This window comes from Pseudodesulfovibrio mercurii, from assembly GCF_000189295.2.
Classification (GTDB): Bacteria; Desulfobacterota; Desulfovibrionia; order Desulfovibrionales; family Desulfovibrionaceae; genus Pseudodesulfovibrio; species Pseudodesulfovibrio mercurii.
Map to the genome: position 1 here is coordinate 2419219 of NC_016803.1, position 16303 is coordinate 2435521.

Below are 16303 nucleotides of genomic sequence, written 5' to 3' on the forward strand. Positions count from 1 at the left end.
GGCCTACTTTCCCTTGAGCACCGGCAGGGTGAAGAGGAACGTGCTGCCGTGTCCGGGGCGGCTCTCGGCCCAGATGTGGCCGCCGTGCCCCTCGACGATGTGCTTGCAGATGGTCAGGCCCAGGCCCGTGCCCGCCGGGCGGTCGGACAGGTGTTCGCCGACCTGGGTGAATTCCTCGAAGATGGCCTGGAGGAGTTCGGGCCGGATGCCCACGCCCGTGTCGGTCACGCCCACGCGCACGGTCCCGTCCACGACGTGGGCCGCGCAGGTGATGACGCCCTGCGGGGTGAACTTCACGGCGTTGGAGATGAGGTTGACCATGACCTGCATGAGCCGGTCCGCGTCGCCGTTGACCAGGGGCAGGTCCGGTTCGAGGTCGAGGCGCAGGGTCAGGTCCGTGTCCTCGAACAGGGCGGAGGTGACCTCCACGCTCTTGCGGATGAAGGCCTCGGGGCTGACCGGGGCCATGACGTATTCAACGCGGTGGGCCTCCATCTTGGCCAGGTCCAGGACGTCGTTGATGAGCAGGGTCAGCCTTTGCCCTTCCCCGGCGATGATCTCGAGGTTCCGGCGGACGACCTCCATGTCCTTCCTGAGGTTCGGGTCCGCGAGCCGCTCCACGGCCGGAAAGATGGAGTTGACCAGTTTCCGGCTGGTCACCTTGGCGAAGCCGAGCACCGCGGTCAGGGGGGTGCGCAGCTCGTGGGACACGGTGGACAGGAACTCGGACTTGGCCCGGTTGGCGCGGTCCAACTCGCGGGTCCGCTCGCGCACGCGCAGCTCCAGCTGGTCGTGGCTGCGCTTGAGGGCGCGCTCGTTGCGTTTGCGCTCGCTGATGTCGCGGGCCACGATGATGGCCTGGCGCTCGTTCCGGAAGGAGACCAGGCTGAGGGTCAGATCCACGGGCACCGGGGGCTTGCCCTGGCACAGGGGGCAGGAGAACTCCGTCTCCATGCGCACGGTCTTGGTCTCGTTGTGAAAGAGGTTGTCGGCGTGGCGGCGGATGTGCGGCGGCAGGATGTCCGCGAAGCGCAACCCCCGGAGCCGGTCCGCGTCGCACCCCAGGAGGACGTCGGCCGCGCCCGAGACGTCCAGGATCCGGCCGGAGTCCGCATCGACCACGAAGATGGCGTCGTTGACCCTGTCGAGCAGGGCGCGAAAGTGCTCCAGCTCGTCGAGACGGCTCTTGAGTTCCGGGTAATAGCTCTTGCTGATGGACCGCCTGCCCAGGCCGATGAGCTTTTCGCGCTCGCCGGTCTGTTCGCGGCCGGAATCAGCAGCTTTTCCTGAATATTTCGATGAGGTCATCGGCTGTCGGTTGTTTGGGGTTGGTCAGCATGCAGGCGTCCGCCAGGGCCTTTTCCGCCAGCAGGGGCATGTCCTCCTCGGTCATGCCCAGTTCGCACAGGGTGCCGGTCACGCCCACGCTCCGCTTCAGGTCGCGGACGGCCTTGAGGGTTTTTTCCCTGGCCTCGTCGTCCGGGGCGTCCGGGGGGATGTCCGCGCCCAGGGCCACGCCCAGGCGGCGGTATTTCTCGGGTTCCGCGTCGAAATTGTAGTCGATGACGTGGTCCAGGAGGATGGCGTTGCACAACCCGTGGGGCAGGTCCAGGAGACCGCCCAGGCTGTGGGCCATGGCGTGGACCGCGCCCAGGATGGCGTTGGAGAAGGCCAGGCCCGCGTAGGTGGAGGCGAGCATCATGCCGGTGCGCGCCTCCATGTCGCCGGGGTACTCCACGGCGCGCAGGAGGTGCCGGCGGATGAGGCGCATGGCCTCCAGGGCGTTCAGGTCTGTGATGGCCGAGGCCGCATTGGAGGCGAAGGCCTCGGCCGCGTGGGTCAGGGCGTCCAGGCCGGTGTGGGCGGTCAGCTCCGCGTCCATGGTCAGGGTCAGCCGGGGGTCGATGAGGGCCACATCCGGGACCATGGTCTTGGAGACGATGGCGATCTTGACCTTCCGGTTGGTGTCGTTGATGATGCAGAATTGGGAGATGTCCGCGGCGGTCCCGGCCGTGGTCGGGATGCAGATGAGCGGCGGACCGGGGCGTTCCACGTTGTCCACGCCCTCGAACTCGAGCACGTGGCGGTTGTTGGTGCAGACGATGCCGATGGCCTTGGCGCAGTCCATGGGCGTGCCGCCGCCCACGGCCACCATGGCGTCGCACCCCTCGCGGCGGAAGACCTCGGCCCCGGCCATGACCTCGTCGTGGCGGGGGTTGGGGGTCACGTCCGAGAACACGGTGCAGGCCACCCCCTCGCGGGTCAGGGTGTCCACCACCGCGCCGGTGCAGCCGAGGGACTCCAGGGCCGGCGCCGTCACCACCAGGGCCTTCTTGATGGACAGGTTGGCGGCGTACTGTCCTGCCAGCATGGCCGCTCCCGGACCGAAGACGAATTCCGGGGCCACGAACTTCCGTAACTCTGCAAACTCCTCGCCGGACATGGCTTTCTCCCTTTTCGGAAAATGGATGCTCCCGACGCCGACACCCCCCTATTCCGCTCATCTAATCAACAGGATAGGGTCCCACCAAACATTAGTCCATGATTTTCATGACCTCGCGCACCTCCTCGCGGAAGCGGTCGAGCAGGCCGTCCGCGCCGCCCTCGCCCCGGCAGGCCGAGGCCAGGGAGCCCGCGGCCAGGGCCGCACCGTTGGCCCCGATGGCCGTGCACACGGACCGGGCCGTGACCGCCAGTTCCTCGGCCTTGGCCGCGTGGCCCGCGCCGAGCGCCTGCCCCAGCTCATCGAGCAGCAGCGCCAGTTCGGTCCGGGCCGTGACCAGGAAGTCGGCAAAGATGGCCTCGTCCACGCCGAGGTGCTCCATGGCCGCGTCCGGGGTCCAGGGTGGCAGGGCGTCCAGGGACGCGGGCGCGGGCCCATCCGCCTTCGCGTTCGGCGGCGCGGACGCGGGCGCGGCCCCGATGAGGCGGTTGATGATCACTGCCAGCTCGTGGAAGTCCACGGGCTTGGCCACGTAGTCGTCCATGCCCGCGTCCAGGCTCTTGTCCCGGAACTCCTTCAGGGCGTGGGCCGTGACCCCGATGATCGGGATGTCCGGGTCCGGGATGGGCCCGCCCGGCACGGCCGAGCGGATGGCCTTGGTGGTGGAGATGCCGTCCAGCACGGGCATCTCGATGTCCATGAGGATGAGGTCGAAGGGCTCGCGCTTGAGCAGGTCCAGGACCTCCAGGCCGGTCTTGGCCACGGCGTAGGTATAGCCCATGTCCTCAAGCTTGAGGGTGGTGACCATGATGTTGACGTCGTTGTCCTCGGCCACGAGCACGCGCACGGGCCGGGTGGGGCCTTCGGGCCGCCGCTCCTCGGTCTCCACGGGCATGGGGCAGGAGAAGCCGGGCTCGAACCAGACCGTGAAGGAAAAGGTGCTGCCCTTGCCCACGGTGGACTCGACCACGATGTCCCCGCCCATGAGGGAGATGAGCTGCTTGCAGATGGCCAGTCCCAGGCCCGTGCCGCCGAAGGCGCGGGTGGTCTGGGAAAAGCTCTGGAAGATGGAGTCCAGAAACTCGCGCGGGATGCCGATGCCCGTGTCCTCCACGGCAAAGGCCACGCCCACGGTGCGGGCCTCGTCCGGGGCCGGGCCTTGTCCGGGTCCGACGCGGATGGCGATGGTCCCCCGGTGGGTGAACTTGATGGCGTTGCCCGCCAGGTTGACGAGCACCTGCCTCAGCGACAGGGGGTCGCCCTTGACGCAGTTGGGCGCGGCCTCGTCGATCTCCAGGACCATGTCCAGCCCCTTCTGGCGGGCCTGGACCTCAAGCCCCTTGATGGTCGTGCGCACGTGGAAGGGCAGGTCGAAGTCCACGTGGTCCAGCTCAAGCTTGCGCGCCTCGATCTTGGACAGGTCCAGGATGTCGTTGATGATGGACAGGAGGTGCTGGGCCGAGTCCTTGACGGTCTTGAGGTAATCGCGCTGGTCGTCGGTCAGGTCCGTCTGCAGGGTGATCTCGGTCATGCCGACGATGGCGTTCATGGGGGTGCGGATCTCGTGGCTCATGGCGGCCAGGAACTCGGACTTGGCCCGGTTGGCGGCCTCGGCGTCCTCGCGGGTGCGCAGCAGGTCCTCCTGGGCCTTGCGGTTCTCGGTGACGTCGTCCCAGGCCCAGATGACGCCCCGGGTCAGGTCGCCGGGGTCCACGGTCTTGGCGTACATGCGGCACCAGACCGTGGAGCCGTTCTTGCTCCGGAAGGCCTGCTCGGTATTGAACTCGCCGCGCTCGGCCAGGGCGGCCTTGGCCGCCAGGACGAATTCGTCCTGGGTCTGGTAGTGGCCGAGGAGCAGGTTCAGGGTGTTGTCCTGCATCTCCTCCGGGCTGTAGCCGAAGATCTCCGCGCCCCGCCGGTTGATGGTCACGATCCGGCGGCCCACGGTCATGGCGATGCCCATGAGGGAATTCTCCAGGATGGCCTCGAACTTGACCAGGTTCTGGCGGATGGAGTTCTCCGACTCCTTGCGCACCGAGATGTCGCGGACGTTGGCCAGGATGGCCTCCTCGCCCCGGTAGGTGATCCGGGTCAGGTGGACCTCCACGTCGAACTCCCGGCTGTCCCGGTAACGGCGCACGCGCCATTCCAGATGATGGGGCCTGCCGTCCAGGACCTCGCGCATGATCCCGGCCATGGCGTGCAGGGGGTTGTCCGGACTGGACAGGTCCTGGGCCAGGGACACGCCCGAGGGGTCCATGCCCTCCAGGCCGAACATCTCGATCATGCGCTGGTTCACCTCCAGGATGCGGCCCTGGCCGTCGTGGATGATGATGGCGTCGTAGGCGAAGTCGAAGACGGTCCGCAGGACCTCCTCGGACTCGCGCAGCTTGCTGGTCCGCTCCTTGACCCGCTCCTCCAGGGTGCGGTGGGCCGTGCGCAGTTCCTTTTCGGCCCGCCGCCTGCGGGTGATGTTCAGGACCAGAGCCAGGATGATCAGGAATTGCAGGGCGCCGAACCCGAGCACGGCCAGGAGCACGGCCGAGTGCTCGCGGTAGAAGGAGTTGGGCCGGTTGATGATGGCGCTGTCCGCCGGAAGCCCGGCCAGGTTGACGCCGAACCGCCGGAGCTGGACGTAGTCGAACTTGGGGGCGTAGACGCTGCCCTGGATGACCGGAATCTCGTCGGGACTGCGCCCGGCCAGGACGTGCAGGGCGAGCTGGGCCATGGCCTGGCCCTGGTCGTGGCCGTTGGAGAGCATGCCGCCGACGATGCCGTGGCCCAGGTCCGCGTCGAGGATGCCGTAGACCGGCACCTGGGCGCGGGCCGAGACCGCCTCGGCCACCTCGTTCTTGTCGTAGAACCGGCCCGTCACGTCCCGGTTGAAGACGCCGAGCAGGATCACGGCATCGCCCGACAGCCCGGCCGTACGCTCCAGGACGTGGGTCAGGTCCGTGTTCTCGCTGAAGATCACGCTGACCGCCGGGTCCAGGCCGACGAGCTGTTCGCGGATGGACTTGCACACGGCCCGACCCGTGCAGGAATAGTCGTTGACCACGTACACGGTCCGGGTGCCGGGGTGGAGCTTCAGGGCGCAGTCGATGGTCTGCCGGGCGTCCAGGACCTCGGCCACGCCCGTGAACAGGGGGTAGTGCTCGATCTGGTCGGGCCGGAAGAAATTCACTCCGCCGAAGATCACCGGGATGCCCGAAAACAGCTCGTCGTGATGGCGGCGCAGGAACTCGTAGGCCGCATTGTCCGTGGCCAGGATCAGGTCGAGCTTCACGCCCATGTACTTGTGGGCGTAGACGTTCTTGAGCTGCTCCTCGTAGTGGTCGTTGAACTCCACCCGCTTGGTGTCCATGTACTCCACGTGCAGCACGATGCCCGTCTCGCGGGGCCGGAGCACGTCCGTCAGGCCCCGGCAGACCTCGTCGGTCCAGGTGAAGCCCTGGTGATAGGAGTTGAGCAGGAGGATCTGTTTGCGTTCCGAGGCCTGCCCCCCGACGGGCGCGAGCAGAAGCGCGAGCGCCAGGACGGCGAGCAGGACGGGGCTCAGGGCCCGGGAGGAGCGAACCGGTTGTAGCATGACGACCCCTGCGGCAAGGCGAATCGTCCGTTCTCTATCAAATGCGCGGAAATAAATAAAGTCGTCGCGCGACTAGCCCCGACGCGACGGACAGCCGCACCGGCCGGGCAGGGTCTCCAGCAGCCGGACGCCCTCCGGGGTGTCGATGCGCGCGGCCATGCGCGGCAGCTCCAGGGGCGGCAGCGGATGCACCTCGACCATGTCCACCGGGCCCACAGCGTCCAGGATGGCCCCCAGCCACTCGGGGTAGGGGTGGTAGATGTCCAGGCCGAGCAGCCGGCAGTTCAGGTCGGGCATGGCCAGGGCCGGATGGGCCTCGGTCTGCCACTGGATGGCGTAGGGCAGCATGCCCCCGGCCAGCAGCCGCCCGTCCGAGGGCAGGGCGAACCGCCAGTTCAGCTCCCCCCGGCTGACCGGCGTGGCCTTGCCGAAGGACACCGTGGCCGCGCCCAGGAAGGCGTCCAGGTCGTCGGTGTTGGCCACCCAGGCCAGGAAGGCGGGCGACCGGTCCAGCCGCTCGCGCACCGCCGGGTCGTCCAGGCCGAACCAGCGCGGCTTGGCCGGGACCGGCCCGTCCGGGTTGATGGCGATGATCTCCAGGAACATCTCCTCGCCGATGCGCATGACGTGGTTGCGCGTGCCCATGGTCTCGTGCACCCCGCCGCGCGGCACGCGAACGCCCAGCGCCCGCTCGGCCCAACTCACGCCCCGCTCCATGTCCGTGGCCGCGATGACGATGTGATCCAGTCTGGTCCGCATGCAATGCCTCGCTTGTATTACAGGATATGTGCGGCAAGTCTGCCGTCATTGTCGGAAAGTTCGATCTCCATGCGCCCCGCCTCCACGGCCGTGCCGCCCACCTGCACCTTGTACGGGCCTTTTTCGTCACGGGTCACGGTGACCTCGATGAGGCCCTCCCGGCCCATGGCCACGCCCTGGCGCCCCAGGTAGCCGAAGACCGGCCGGTCGGGCAGGACGCCGTACCGGGAGAGGTAGGCCCCGCACGGGCCGTTGCCGTTGCCCGTGACCGGGTCCTCGTCGATGCCCACGGCCGGGGCGAACATCCGTCCGCTGGTCAGGCAGTCGTCGCCCGCGTCGTTCAGGACAAAGACGAAATAGCCGTTGCAGCCGATCTCGCGGCTGAGCGCCCTGAGGGCGGCCATGTCCGGTTCGAGCCGGTCCAGCACGGCCACGGACCGGATGGGGACCATGACCTTGGAGTGGCCGGTGGAGACCTCCTGCACGGGCAACCCCTCCGCCGGGTCGTCCGGCCCCAGGCCCAGGGCGGCCAGGATGGCCTCGCGCGTCCGTGCGCCGTAGGGCGGAGTGAAGGTGACCGCGCCCTGGGTCATGGTTACCTTGAGCGCGCCGTCCACGGTCTCGATGTCTATGGGCAGCACGCCCGCACCGGTCCGGATGCGCACCCGGCCGTGGGTCATGCCCAAGGTCCGGGCGCGTACGAAGTGCGACCCGATGGTGGCGTGTCCGCAGGTGGGCACCTCCACCTCGGGCGTAAAATAGCGCTGCACCAGGTCGAAGTCCGCGCCATCGGGCGCGGGGGACAGGAATGCGGTCTCGGACACGCCGACCAGGGCGGCCACGGCCTGCATGGCCTCGTCGGACAGTCCCGACGCGTTCAGGACCACGCCCGCGCGGTTGCCCCTGCCGGGCTGCGTGGTGAAGGCGTCCGCCAGGCATACGGTGATTGTTCGCGTCATGCCGGGAAGGTAGCCCTTTCACGCCCGTTCCACAACCCGGCGTGCGGGGGCGGGGATGGCGGTTCTTTTTTCGATTTTTCTTCCCGTTTTTGACTCAAGTCATACCGCCGCCCCGTCATCCGGCCTACACCTGGACCCAGCGAAAGCAACCAACCGAAACCAAGGAGCCAACCCATGTTTTGTTACCAATGCGAACAAGCCGCCAACGGCGGTTGTACCAAGATCGGCGTGTGCGGCAAGACCGATTCCACCGCGACCCTCCAGGACCTCCTCCTCCACCTGACCAAAGGTCTCTCCCAGGTGGCCTGCGCCGCCCGCGAACAGGGCATCGAGGACCCCGAGGTCAACCGCTTCACGGTCAAGGCGGTCTTCTCCACCCTGACCAACGTGAATTTCGACGACGCCCGGTTCGTCGCCCTGATCAACGAATGCGTGGTCCTGCGCGAAGCGCTCAAGGCACGGCTCTCCGGCGTCGCCTTCGACGGCCCGGCCGCGCTGGTCCCCGCCCTCAACACCCTGGGCCTGATCGAGCAGGGCCGCCGGGTCGGCATCGAGCACGACCCCGAGCCCGACCCGGACATCAAGTCCCTCAAGCACACCCTGACCTACGGCCTCAAGGGCGTGGCCGCCTACGCCGACCACGCGGCCATCCTCGGCAGGGAGGACAACGAACTCTACGCCAAGATCCAGTCCCTGCTGGCCGCCACCCTGGCCACGGACCTGACCCTGGAACAGGCCGTGGAGGCCGGGCTCGAGTGCGGGCGCATCAACATCCGGGCCATGGAGCTGCTGGACGACGCCAACACCTCCACCTACGGCCACCCCGTGCCGACCGAGGTCAAGCTCGGCCCCACCGCGGGCAAGGCCATCCTGGTCTCGGGCCACGACCTCAAGGACCTCGAAACCCTGCTCAAGCAGACCCAGGGCACGGGCATCAACGTCTACACCCACGGCGAGATGTTGCCCTGCCACGGCTATCCCGAGCTGCACAAGTACCCGCACCTGGCCGGGCACTACGGCACCGCCTGGCAGAACCAGCGCAAGGAGTTCGCCGCCTTCCCCGGGGCCATCCTGATGACCACCAACTGCATCCAGGACCCCAAACACTACATCGAGAACATCTTCACCACCGGCCTGGTGGGCTGGCCCGGCGCGGTCCACGTCAAGAACGACGACTTCACCCCGGTCATCGAGCGCGCCCTGGCCATGCCCGGCTTCGCCGGGGACGAGGACAAGGGGTCGGTCCTGACCGGCTTCGCCCGCAACGCGGTCCTGTCCGTGGCCGACAAGGTCATCGACGCGGTCAAGTCCGGCGACATCCGCCACTTCTTCCTGGTGGGCGGCTGCGACGGGGCCAAGCCCGGCCGCAACTACTACACCGAGTTCGTGGAGCAGGCCCCGGCCGACACGGTCATCCTGACGCTCGCCTGCGGCAAGTTCCGCTTCTTCGACAAGCAGCTCGGCGACATCGGCGGCATCCCGCGCCTGCTCGACATCGGCCAGTGCAACGACGCCTACTCCGCCGTGCAGATCGCCCTGGCCCTGGCCAAGGCCTTCGACTGCGGGGTCAACGACCTGCCTCTCTCCCTGGTCCTGTCCTGGTACGAGCAGAAGGCCGTGGCCATCCTCCTGTCCCTGCTGGCGCTGGGCATCAGGAACATCAAGCTCGGCCCTTCCCTGCCGTCCTTCATCACCCCCAACGTCCTCCACTACCTGGTGGACAACTACAACATCGCCCCCATCTCCACCCCCGAGGCCGACCTGGCCGAACTCCTGGGCTAGACGAAACGCGGCCCGCCGGTACCGACCGGCGGGCCGTTTTCCACGGCCGTCCGCCATTTCGCCCGATCTCCCGTCCGACCGTCCGTCCCGTTTTCCGTCCCACCCGCCGTCCGACTTCCGCCTCCCGGCCATCCGTCGGCCGGCCGTGCGCGCGGCTGGCGTCCGCATCCCCGGTGTGCTAGCCTGGATCGGCCGCGCCCGGTTTCCGGGCCAGGCCGAACCCCAACCCTACAGGAGCAGACAATGAAGGTTATCCGCTATACCGACGTGGACCCCGTGGAACTGAAGGTGGCCGGACCGGGCGTGACCGGCCGGGTGGTCATCGGCAAGGCAGACGACGACGTGAACTTCTGCATGCGGGTCATCGAGCTCGAACCCGGTGCGCAGATCCCGCCCCATGCCCACCCGTGGGAGCACCAGCAGTTCTACCACGCGGGCACCGGCTACGTGGTCAGGGACGGCGAGAAGCTGCCCCTCGGCCCCGGCAGCGTGGTCTACGTGGCCCCGGACGAGGTCCACCACGTGGTCAACACCGGCGACACCCCCATGGTCCTGGTCTGCCTCATCCCCAAGGGCGTGCCCGAAATCTAGGACGCCGCCCCGAGTGATCCGAGGGGCCGGTCCGGACGGGATGCCCGGTCCGGCCCAGGGATCATTTGATTTTCCTCCGGGAATGGGGAATATCTCAAGAAGCATCAACGCAGAGAGGACATGGACATGGAACGACTGGCGGGGCGCGACGACGCGGTCCTGACGATTCTCAAGATCACGGACGAGGTCAACCAGCTCAAGGACGTGGACACCATCCTGGACAAGATTCTCTACGAGTCCAGGCAGTTCTCCGGGGCCGACGCCGGGTCCATCTACCTGGTGGAGGACGACCGGCTGATCTTCAGCTACGTCCAGAACGACACCCTGTTCAAGGCCGAGGCCGCCAACGCCGCCCTGTACCAGAACTTCGGCATCCCCATCGGCGACCAGTCCATCGTGGGCTACGTGGCCAAGACCCGGCGGAGCCTGGCCATCGACGACGCCTACGAGCTCGACCCGACCCTGCCCTTCTCCTTCAACAAGTCCTTTGACGAGAAGTCCGGCTTCCGGACCACCAGCATGCTGACCATCCCGCTCATCGCCCAGGAGAGCCGCCTGGTCGGGGTCATGCAGCTGATCAACGCCAAGAACGAGTCCGGCGCGGTGGTGCCCTTCTCCGACGCGGCCAGGACCTACATCCCGCTGTTCTGCAACAACGCGGCCGTGGCCATCGAACGCGGCATCATGAACCGCGAGCTCATCCTGCGCATGATGCAGATGGCCGAGCTGCGCGACCCCTCGGAGACCGGGGCCCACGTCCAGCGGGTGGGCGCGTACTGCGCCGAGATCTACGGCACCTGGGCCGCCCGCCGGGGCCATTCGGCAAAGGAGATCAAGCGGACCCGCGACAACCTGCGCCTGGCCGCCATGCTCCACGACGTGGGCAAGGTCGGCATCTCCGACGCCATCCTCAAAAAGCCCGCCAAGCTGACCGCCGAGGAATACGACATCATGAAATGGCACACGGTCTACGGGGCCCGGCTCTTCCGGAACCAGACCTCGGAGCTGGACCGCATGTCCATGGAGATCGCCCTGTGCCACCACGAAAAATGGGCGGCACCCGGCTACCCCTCCATCCCCCTGGACCAGGTCTGGCACGAGTCCCCGGACCTGGGCGGCGCCGTCCTCAACGGCGAGGACATCCCCCTGTCCGCGCGCATCTGCGCCGTGGCCGACGTGTACGACGCCCTGGCCTCGCCCCGGTCCTACAAGGACCCCTTCCCGGACGAGAAGTGCCTGGACATACTGGAGAAGGACGCGGGCACCCACTTCGACCCCGAGGTCGTGGAAATCTTCCTGGAGATCTTCGACGTGATCAAGGCCATCCGCGACAAGTGGGTGGAGGTCCGGGAAAAGTAGGCCCATGACCATATCCGACATGAAACTGTACGACTTCGTCGATCCGGTGGACGCCGAGTGCGTCCGGCGGGAGACCGAGGACCTCATGCGGGCGCTCTTTCCCGACTGCGACGCCACCCTGTTCCGCACCGCCTTCGCCGACGTGGAGGACCTGTTCGCGGGCCGCTACCCCGGCTACCGGGCGAGCAACACCCGCTACCACAACTTCGAGCACACCTGCTCCGTGGTCCTGGCCTCGGCCCGCCTGCTCTACGGGGCCATGGTCCAGGGCGAGCCCCTGACCGAGGCCGACTGCCTCAAGGGACTGCTGGCCTCGCTCTTCCACGACGTGGGCCTCATCCAGGACGTGGACGACACCCGGGGCACCGGGGCCAAGCACACCGTGGGCCACGAGGAGCGGTCCATCCTGTTCATGCGCGGCTACCTGGACAACGTCCTGTCCGAACAGGACATCGAGGACATCGCCGACTGCATCCGCTGCACCATCCTGGCCATGCCGCCCTCCAGGATCGCCTTCCGCACCGAGACCATGCGCCTGATGGGCTACTTCACCGGCACCGCCGACCTGCTGGCCCAGATCGCGGACCGCTACTACCTGGAAAAGCTCCTCCTGCTCTTCGAGGAATTCAAGGAGGCCAGGCTGCCCGGCTACGACAGCGCCTTCGACCTGGTGATCAAGACCCGCTCCTTCTACAAGGACGTGGCCCGCCCGCGGCTGGACCGCGAATTCAAGGGCGTGGACCGCCACATGCTCGCCTACTTCCGGTCCTGGCGCAACGTGGACAAGGACCTCTACCGGGAGGCCATCGACCGCAACCTGGCCTACCTGGACAAGATACTGGCCGAATGCAATGCGAACCTGGACGAATTCGTGGCCAGACTCCGCCGCAGCAACAACCAGGAACCGCTCTGCTGACGGCCGCCGTCCGGCCGCCCCTGTTCCGCCGGGCCACCAAGGGAGACGACAACGCATGAACCGCGACACCCAGGCCTTCGAATCCATGTTCATCGCCCGCCAGCCGGTCTTCACGCCCGACGAGTCCGTGTGGGGATACGAACTGCTCTTCCGCACCGGCCGCGACAACGTGGCCGTGATCGGCGACGAGTCCCAGGCCACGGCCTCGGTCATCGCCGACGGCCTGACCCTGGCCACCGATGGCATGGACCAGGCCGCCCGCATCCTCATCAACTTCCCGGAAAAACTGCTCGTGGAAGACGCCGGGTTCGCCCTGCCCAAGGACCGCTGCGTGGTCGAGATCCTGGAGAACGTCCGGCCGAGCAGGGCCGCCCTGGCCGCCACCCGGCGGCTCAAGGACGCGGGCTACACCCTGGCCGTGGACGACTTCGTCGGACAGGACGAGCTGCGCCCCTTCCTGGAGCTGGCCGACATCGTCAAGGTGGACGTCCTGGCCCAGAACAGCGACCCCGCGCGCATCGGCCGGTCCCTCCGGGACCTGCCCGCCGATACCACCCTGTTGGCCGAAAAGGTCGAGGACAACGAGACCTTCAAGGTCCTGCGCGACATGGGCTTCACCCTGTTCCAGGGATTCTTCTTCAGCCGCCCGGAGATCATCCCCGGCCGCAAGCTGACCGCCAACGAGACCACCAAGCTCCAGATCCTCGGCGAACTGGCCAAGCCGGACTTCGAACCCGCCCGCCTGGCCGCCGTGCTCCAGTCCGACCCGAGCCTGACCTACCGCCTGTTCCGCTACGTCAACTCCGCCGGGTTCGGCCTGGCCGAGAAAATCACCTCGGCCAAGCGGGCCATGGACATGATGGGCATGATCCGGGCCAAGCAGTGGCTACGCAGCGTGATCATCGCCGACCTCAACCCGTCGCCCAGGGCCGGGGAACTGGCCTACCTGGCCGTGCACCGGGCCAAATTCCTGGAATCCGTCTGTTCCTGCTCCAACCGGCCCGTGTGCGAGCCCGACACCCTGTTCATGACCGGCCTGTTCTCCCTGCTCGACGCCATGCTCGGCATGCACATGAACGATATCCTCAAGTCCCTGCCCCTGGAGGAATCCGTGGCCCAGGCCCTGAACGGCACCGGCGACCTCTACGACCTCCTGCGCCTGGCCACCAGCTACGAACGCGGCCAGTGGGGAGAGACCACCCAGCGCCTGAAGAAACTCTCCATCGACTCCCTACAGGCCGAACTGCTCTACATCCAGGCCCGCACCTGGGCCCAGAAGACGCTCGGCTACTCCAAGAACGACTGATCCGCCGGGCCCGACCCCGTGCCCACGATTGGTTTAGACATTTTCATGGAAATGTGTAGACTTTTGGGCGCGGCGGAAAACCGCATCCCAGGGAGTCAAAGAAGATGAAGAATCAGGCAAAGTTGCCCATCGGCATGTTCGATTCGGGCGTGGGCGGGCTGACCGTGCTCAAGGCGCTGCGCGAACGCATGCCCTGCGAGGACGTCCTCTATCTCGGCGATACCGCGCGGCTGCCCTACGGCACCAAGTCGCCCCAGACCGTCACCCGCTACGGCGTGCAGTGCGGCGCGGAACTGATCAAACGCGGCATCAAGCTGCTCGTGGTGGCCTGCAACACCGCCTCGGCCGTGGCCCTGGACGCCCTGCGCGAGGCCAACCCCGGCGTGCCCGTCATCGGCGTGGTCGATCCCGGCGCGCGCGCCGCCTGCCAGGCCACCACCAACCAGGCCGTGGCCGTCATCGCCACGGAATCCACCATCGCGGGCGGGGCCTACCAGCGCGCCATCCACGCCATCAACCCCCAGGCCCGCATCCTTGGCCACCCCTGCCCCCTGTTCGTCGCCCTGGCCGAAGAGGGCTGGACCGACGGACACGTCCCCGAAGCCGTGGCCGCCCGCTACCTCGACCCCATCTTCAAACCCGCGTCCGGCACCGAACACCCCGTCATCCCCGACACCCTCGTGCTCGGCTGCACCCACTTCCCCCTGCTCGCACCGGCCATCCGCAACGTCGTCCCCGAACACACCACCATCGTGGACTCCGCCGCCACCACCGCCGAAACCGTGTACCGCGAACTCGACCGACTCGGCCTCAACCGGCCCGAAAACGGCTGCGGCTCCACCCGCTACCTCACCACCGACGACGTCCCCCGCTTCGCCCGCACCGGCTCCCGCTTCCTCGGCACCCCCATCGCCGAAAAAGACGTCGAACTCGTCGACCTGTAACAGGGCAGACGGACGGGACGGCGTGCGGGGAAGGCCTCCGGCGGCCCTCCGGGAGCCCCTTCCGGGGGAGCCTCCGGCGGCCCCTTCGGGGAGACCAGGGCGCTGCCCTATCGCTGCTGTCGACGGCTCTAAGACCGAGCAAGCTCGGCCTAAGACCCGACGCGGCCCCGCTCAAGGCCGAGGGCCTTGAGAATCCCATTGCCTCGCTGCGCTCGGAGTGTGTGCGGCGGAGGAAGGCTGGCGCGGGACGCCTTCCGCCGTGCCTGTGCGCGATTTCGGGCGGGTGTTTTTCTTTAAGAAAGAAATAGCTCACTATATCTACCGCTTCGCCACCGATTACCAACGCCGCTAAACCTTCATAATGCGTCCCGCCATCCCCGCCTGCGGCGTTGGCAACCGTCCCGAAGGGTTCGCGCCGGGTGGCCACGGGCCCCGGAGGGCCGCCCGGCGCGAACCCTTCGGGACACCGCCTGCCCGCCCCCAGCCAATCCCCCGCCAACGATCTCCCACTCTTCCGCTACCCCTCCTCTCCCCACACGCACACCTCCCCGCGTCCGCACGCCCCTGCCGAAGGCACACAAAAAGTTTGGGAGAGTCCAGAGAACCCTTTTCAAAGGGTTCTCTGGCGGGGTCCGGGGCAGCGCCCCGGCCGCCGGAGGCATCCCCCGTGGCGGAGGTCAGGCCTCGGCGTGGGGGAGGAGGATGTCGTTGCCGTCCATGGCGATCTCGCCGTTGTCGGCCATTTTGCGCAGGGTACGGGAGAGTGCTTCGGGGGTGATGCCGATGATTTTGGCGAGTTCGCGTTGGGAGAGGTCGAGGGTGACGCGGCCGTTTTGGTGTCGACTTTCGAAGTAGGCCATGAGTCGCGAGGGCACCTGTTTGAGGGACAGGGAGTCGATCATGTCCATGGCGTCCTTGAGTCGTCGGGACATGACCCGCATCATGGTCAGGAGGATAGACGGGTCTTCGCGCACGAGGCGTTCGTATTCCTTGGGTCGGATGAACAGGACGCGGCTGTCTTCGAGGGCGCCGAGGTTGGCGGGCAGTTTGCCGTCGGAGAAGGTGGAGCAGAGGCAGAAGGGTTCGCCGGGTCCGAAGACGAAGATGGTCTGTTCCTTGCCGTCCTCGGCCAGGCGGAAGAGTTTGACCTGTCCGGACAGGAGCACGTGCAGTCCCTGGGCGGAGTTGTCCTCGCTGAAGAACAGGGAGCGCTTGGGAAAGCGCAGGACCTCGGCGTGGGAGGCGATGCGGTCGAGCTGGGTCTCATCGAGCCGGGCGAAGACGGGAAAGGCGCGGATTTCGTTCTTGAGATCGATGGGCTGCATAAAAATCCCCGAAAAAATGCTGATCGTTGATCGAGATCAATGTGTGACGCGCGATTTGGGCCTAGTTTGGGGGCGAAAACGAGAAAAAGCAAGGAGGACCCCATGAGCGCAACCATTCACTGTCCGTACTGCAACGCCGCCCGCGAGGCGGGCGAGTTTGACGGCTACGCCCCCTTCTACGTCAATTGCGAGGAATGTTCCAGGCGGTACATCGTCGAGCCGGTGCGCAGCGGGGTGGTCGTCTACCGCGACGGCGAGGCCCCCTGTTGTTCCGACCCCGAGTGCCGCGCCACCGAGATGGCCGGATCGGGCCAGGAATAGATTTTACGA

At 67.2% G+C, this 16303-nt stretch carries 13 protein-coding genes; 7 read left to right on the top strand and 6 right to left on the bottom strand.

Annotation, left to right across the window (positions count from 1 at the left end; all coding sequences use genetic code 11):
* Nucleotides 1–3: 3 nt before the first annotated feature.
* The 5 genes from DND132_RS10985 to DND132_RS11005 all read right to left on the bottom strand — a co-directional run bounded on the left by DND132_RS10985 (nt 4) and on the right by DND132_RS11005 (nt 7750).
* A complete protein-coding gene (locus DND132_RS10985) occupies nt 4–1308 on the bottom strand; it encodes a sensor histidine kinase (protein WP_014322814.1) in 1305 nt (434 codons plus the stop codon).
* Entirely contained in the window at nt 1274–2443 is a 1170-nt protein-coding gene (gene ercA, locus DND132_RS10990; protein WP_014322815.1) for an alcohol dehydrogenase-like regulatory protein ErcA, read from the bottom strand. The genes DND132_RS10985 and ercA overlap by 35 nt, the downstream gene beginning before the upstream one ends.
* A 91-nt stretch (nt 2444–2534) precedes the next feature.
* Nucleotides 2535–6032 carry a PAS domain S-box protein gene (locus DND132_RS10995; protein WP_014322816.1) on the bottom strand — a complete coding sequence of 1166 codons (3498 nt, stop codon included), beginning with the start codon at nt 6030–6032 and terminating at the stop codon, nt 2535–2537.
* A 72-nt stretch (nt 6033–6104) separates the two neighbouring features.
* Nucleotides 6105–6791 carry a VOC family protein gene (locus DND132_RS11000; RefSeq protein WP_014322817.1) on the bottom strand — a complete coding sequence of 229 codons (687 nt, stop codon included), beginning with the start codon at nt 6789–6791 and terminating at the stop codon, nt 6105–6107.
* A gap of 17 nt (nt 6792–6808) precedes the next feature.
* Nucleotides 6809–7750, bottom strand: coding sequence for a PhzF family phenazine biosynthesis isomerase (locus DND132_RS11005; protein ID WP_014322818.1), 942 nt, complete (start codon nt 7748–7750; stop codon nt 6809–6811).
* A gap of 174 nt (nt 7751–7924) precedes the next feature.
* Between DND132_RS11005 and hcp the strand changes: the two genes are divergently transcribed.
* The 6 genes from hcp (at nt 7925) to murI (ending at nt 14648) form a co-directional block, all read left to right on the top strand.
* Nucleotides 7925–9532, top strand: a complete 1608-nt coding sequence (gene hcp / locus DND132_RS11010; RefSeq protein WP_014322819.1) for a hydroxylamine reductase — start codon at nt 7925–7927, stop codon at nt 9530–9532.
* Nucleotides 9533–9775: 243 nt separating this feature from the next.
* Nucleotides 9776–10123, top strand: a complete 348-nt coding sequence (locus tag DND132_RS11015; protein WP_014322820.1) for a cupin domain-containing protein — start codon at nt 9776–9778, stop codon at nt 10121–10123.
* Nucleotides 10124–10249: 126 nt separating this feature from the next.
* The gene (locus tag DND132_RS11020) at nt 10250–11482 is read left to right on the top strand and encodes a GAF and HD-GYP domain-containing protein (RefSeq protein WP_014322821.1); all 1233 of its coding nucleotides are present in this window, start codon (nt 10250–10252) and stop codon (nt 11480–11482) included.
* Nucleotides 11483–11486: 4 nt separating this feature from the next.
* Nucleotides 11487–12398 carry an HD domain-containing protein gene (locus DND132_RS11025; protein WP_014322822.1) on the top strand — a complete coding sequence of 304 codons (912 nt, stop codon included), beginning with the start codon at nt 11487–11489 and terminating at the stop codon, nt 12396–12398.
* 55 nt (nt 12399–12453) lie between these two features.
* Nucleotides 12454–13704, top strand: a complete 1251-nt coding sequence (locus DND132_RS11030) for an EAL and HDOD domain-containing protein (protein ID WP_014322823.1) — start codon at nt 12454–12456, stop codon at nt 13702–13704.
* 104 nt (nt 13705–13808) lie between these two features.
* Complete coding sequence (gene murI / locus DND132_RS11035; protein ID WP_014322824.1) at nt 13809–14648, top strand: glutamate racemase; 840 nt, start codon at nt 13809–13811, stop codon at nt 14646–14648.
* 677 nt (nt 14649–15325) lie between these two features.
* Here murI and DND132_RS11040 read toward each other — a convergent pair.
* Complete coding sequence (locus tag DND132_RS11040; RefSeq protein WP_014322825.1) at nt 15326–15973, bottom strand: Crp/Fnr family transcriptional regulator; 648 nt, start codon at nt 15971–15973, stop codon at nt 15326–15328.
* 102 nt (nt 15974–16075) lie between these two features.
* Here DND132_RS11040 and DND132_RS11045 point away from each other — a divergent pair, with 102 nt between their 5' ends.
* A complete protein-coding gene (locus DND132_RS11045) occupies nt 16076–16294 on the top strand; it encodes a hypothetical protein (protein WP_014322826.1) in 219 nt (72 codons plus the stop codon).
* Nucleotides 16295–16303 lie beyond the last annotated feature (9 nt).

Coding starts and splice junctions, on each gene's coding strand:
- DND132_RS10985 (WP_014322814.1), bottom strand. CDS start 1,308: ATGACCTCATCGAAATATTCAGGAAAAGCTGCTGATTCCGGCCGCGAA.
- DND132_RS11030 (WP_014322823.1), top strand. CDS start 12,454: ATGAACCGCGACACCCAGGCCTTCGAATCCATGTTCATCGCCCGCCAG.
- DND132_RS10995 (WP_014322816.1), bottom strand. CDS start 6,032: ATGCTACAACCGGTTCGCTCCTCCCGGGCCCTGAGCCCCGTCCTGCTC.
- DND132_RS11040 (WP_014322825.1), bottom strand. CDS start 15,973: ATGCAGCCCATCGATCTCAAGAACGAAATCCGCGCCTTTCCCGTCTTC.
- DND132_RS11020 (WP_014322821.1), top strand. CDS start 10,250: ATGGAACGACTGGCGGGGCGCGACGACGCGGTCCTGACGATTCTCAAG.
- DND132_RS11000 (WP_014322817.1), bottom strand. CDS start 6,791: ATGCGGACCAGACTGGATCACATCGTCATCGCGGCCACGGACATGGAG.
- DND132_RS11015 (WP_014322820.1), top strand. CDS start 9,776: ATGAAGGTTATCCGCTATACCGACGTGGACCCCGTGGAACTGAAGGTG.
- DND132_RS11045 (WP_014322826.1), top strand. CDS start 16,076: ATGAGCGCAACCATTCACTGTCCGTACTGCAACGCCGCCCGCGAGGCG.
- hcp (WP_014322819.1), top strand. CDS start 7,925: ATGTTTTGTTACCAATGCGAACAAGCCGCCAACGGCGGTTGTACCAAG.
- ercA (WP_014322815.1), bottom strand. CDS start 2,443: ATGTCCGGCGAGGAGTTTGCAGAGTTACGGAAGTTCGTGGCCCCGGAA.
- murI (WP_014322824.1), top strand. CDS start 13,809: ATGAAGAATCAGGCAAAGTTGCCCATCGGCATGTTCGATTCGGGCGTG.
- DND132_RS11005 (WP_014322818.1), bottom strand. CDS start 7,750: ATGACGCGAACAATCACCGTATGCCTGGCGGACGCCTTCACCACGCAG.
- DND132_RS11025 (WP_014322822.1), top strand. CDS start 11,487: ATGACCATATCCGACATGAAACTGTACGACTTCGTCGATCCGGTGGAC.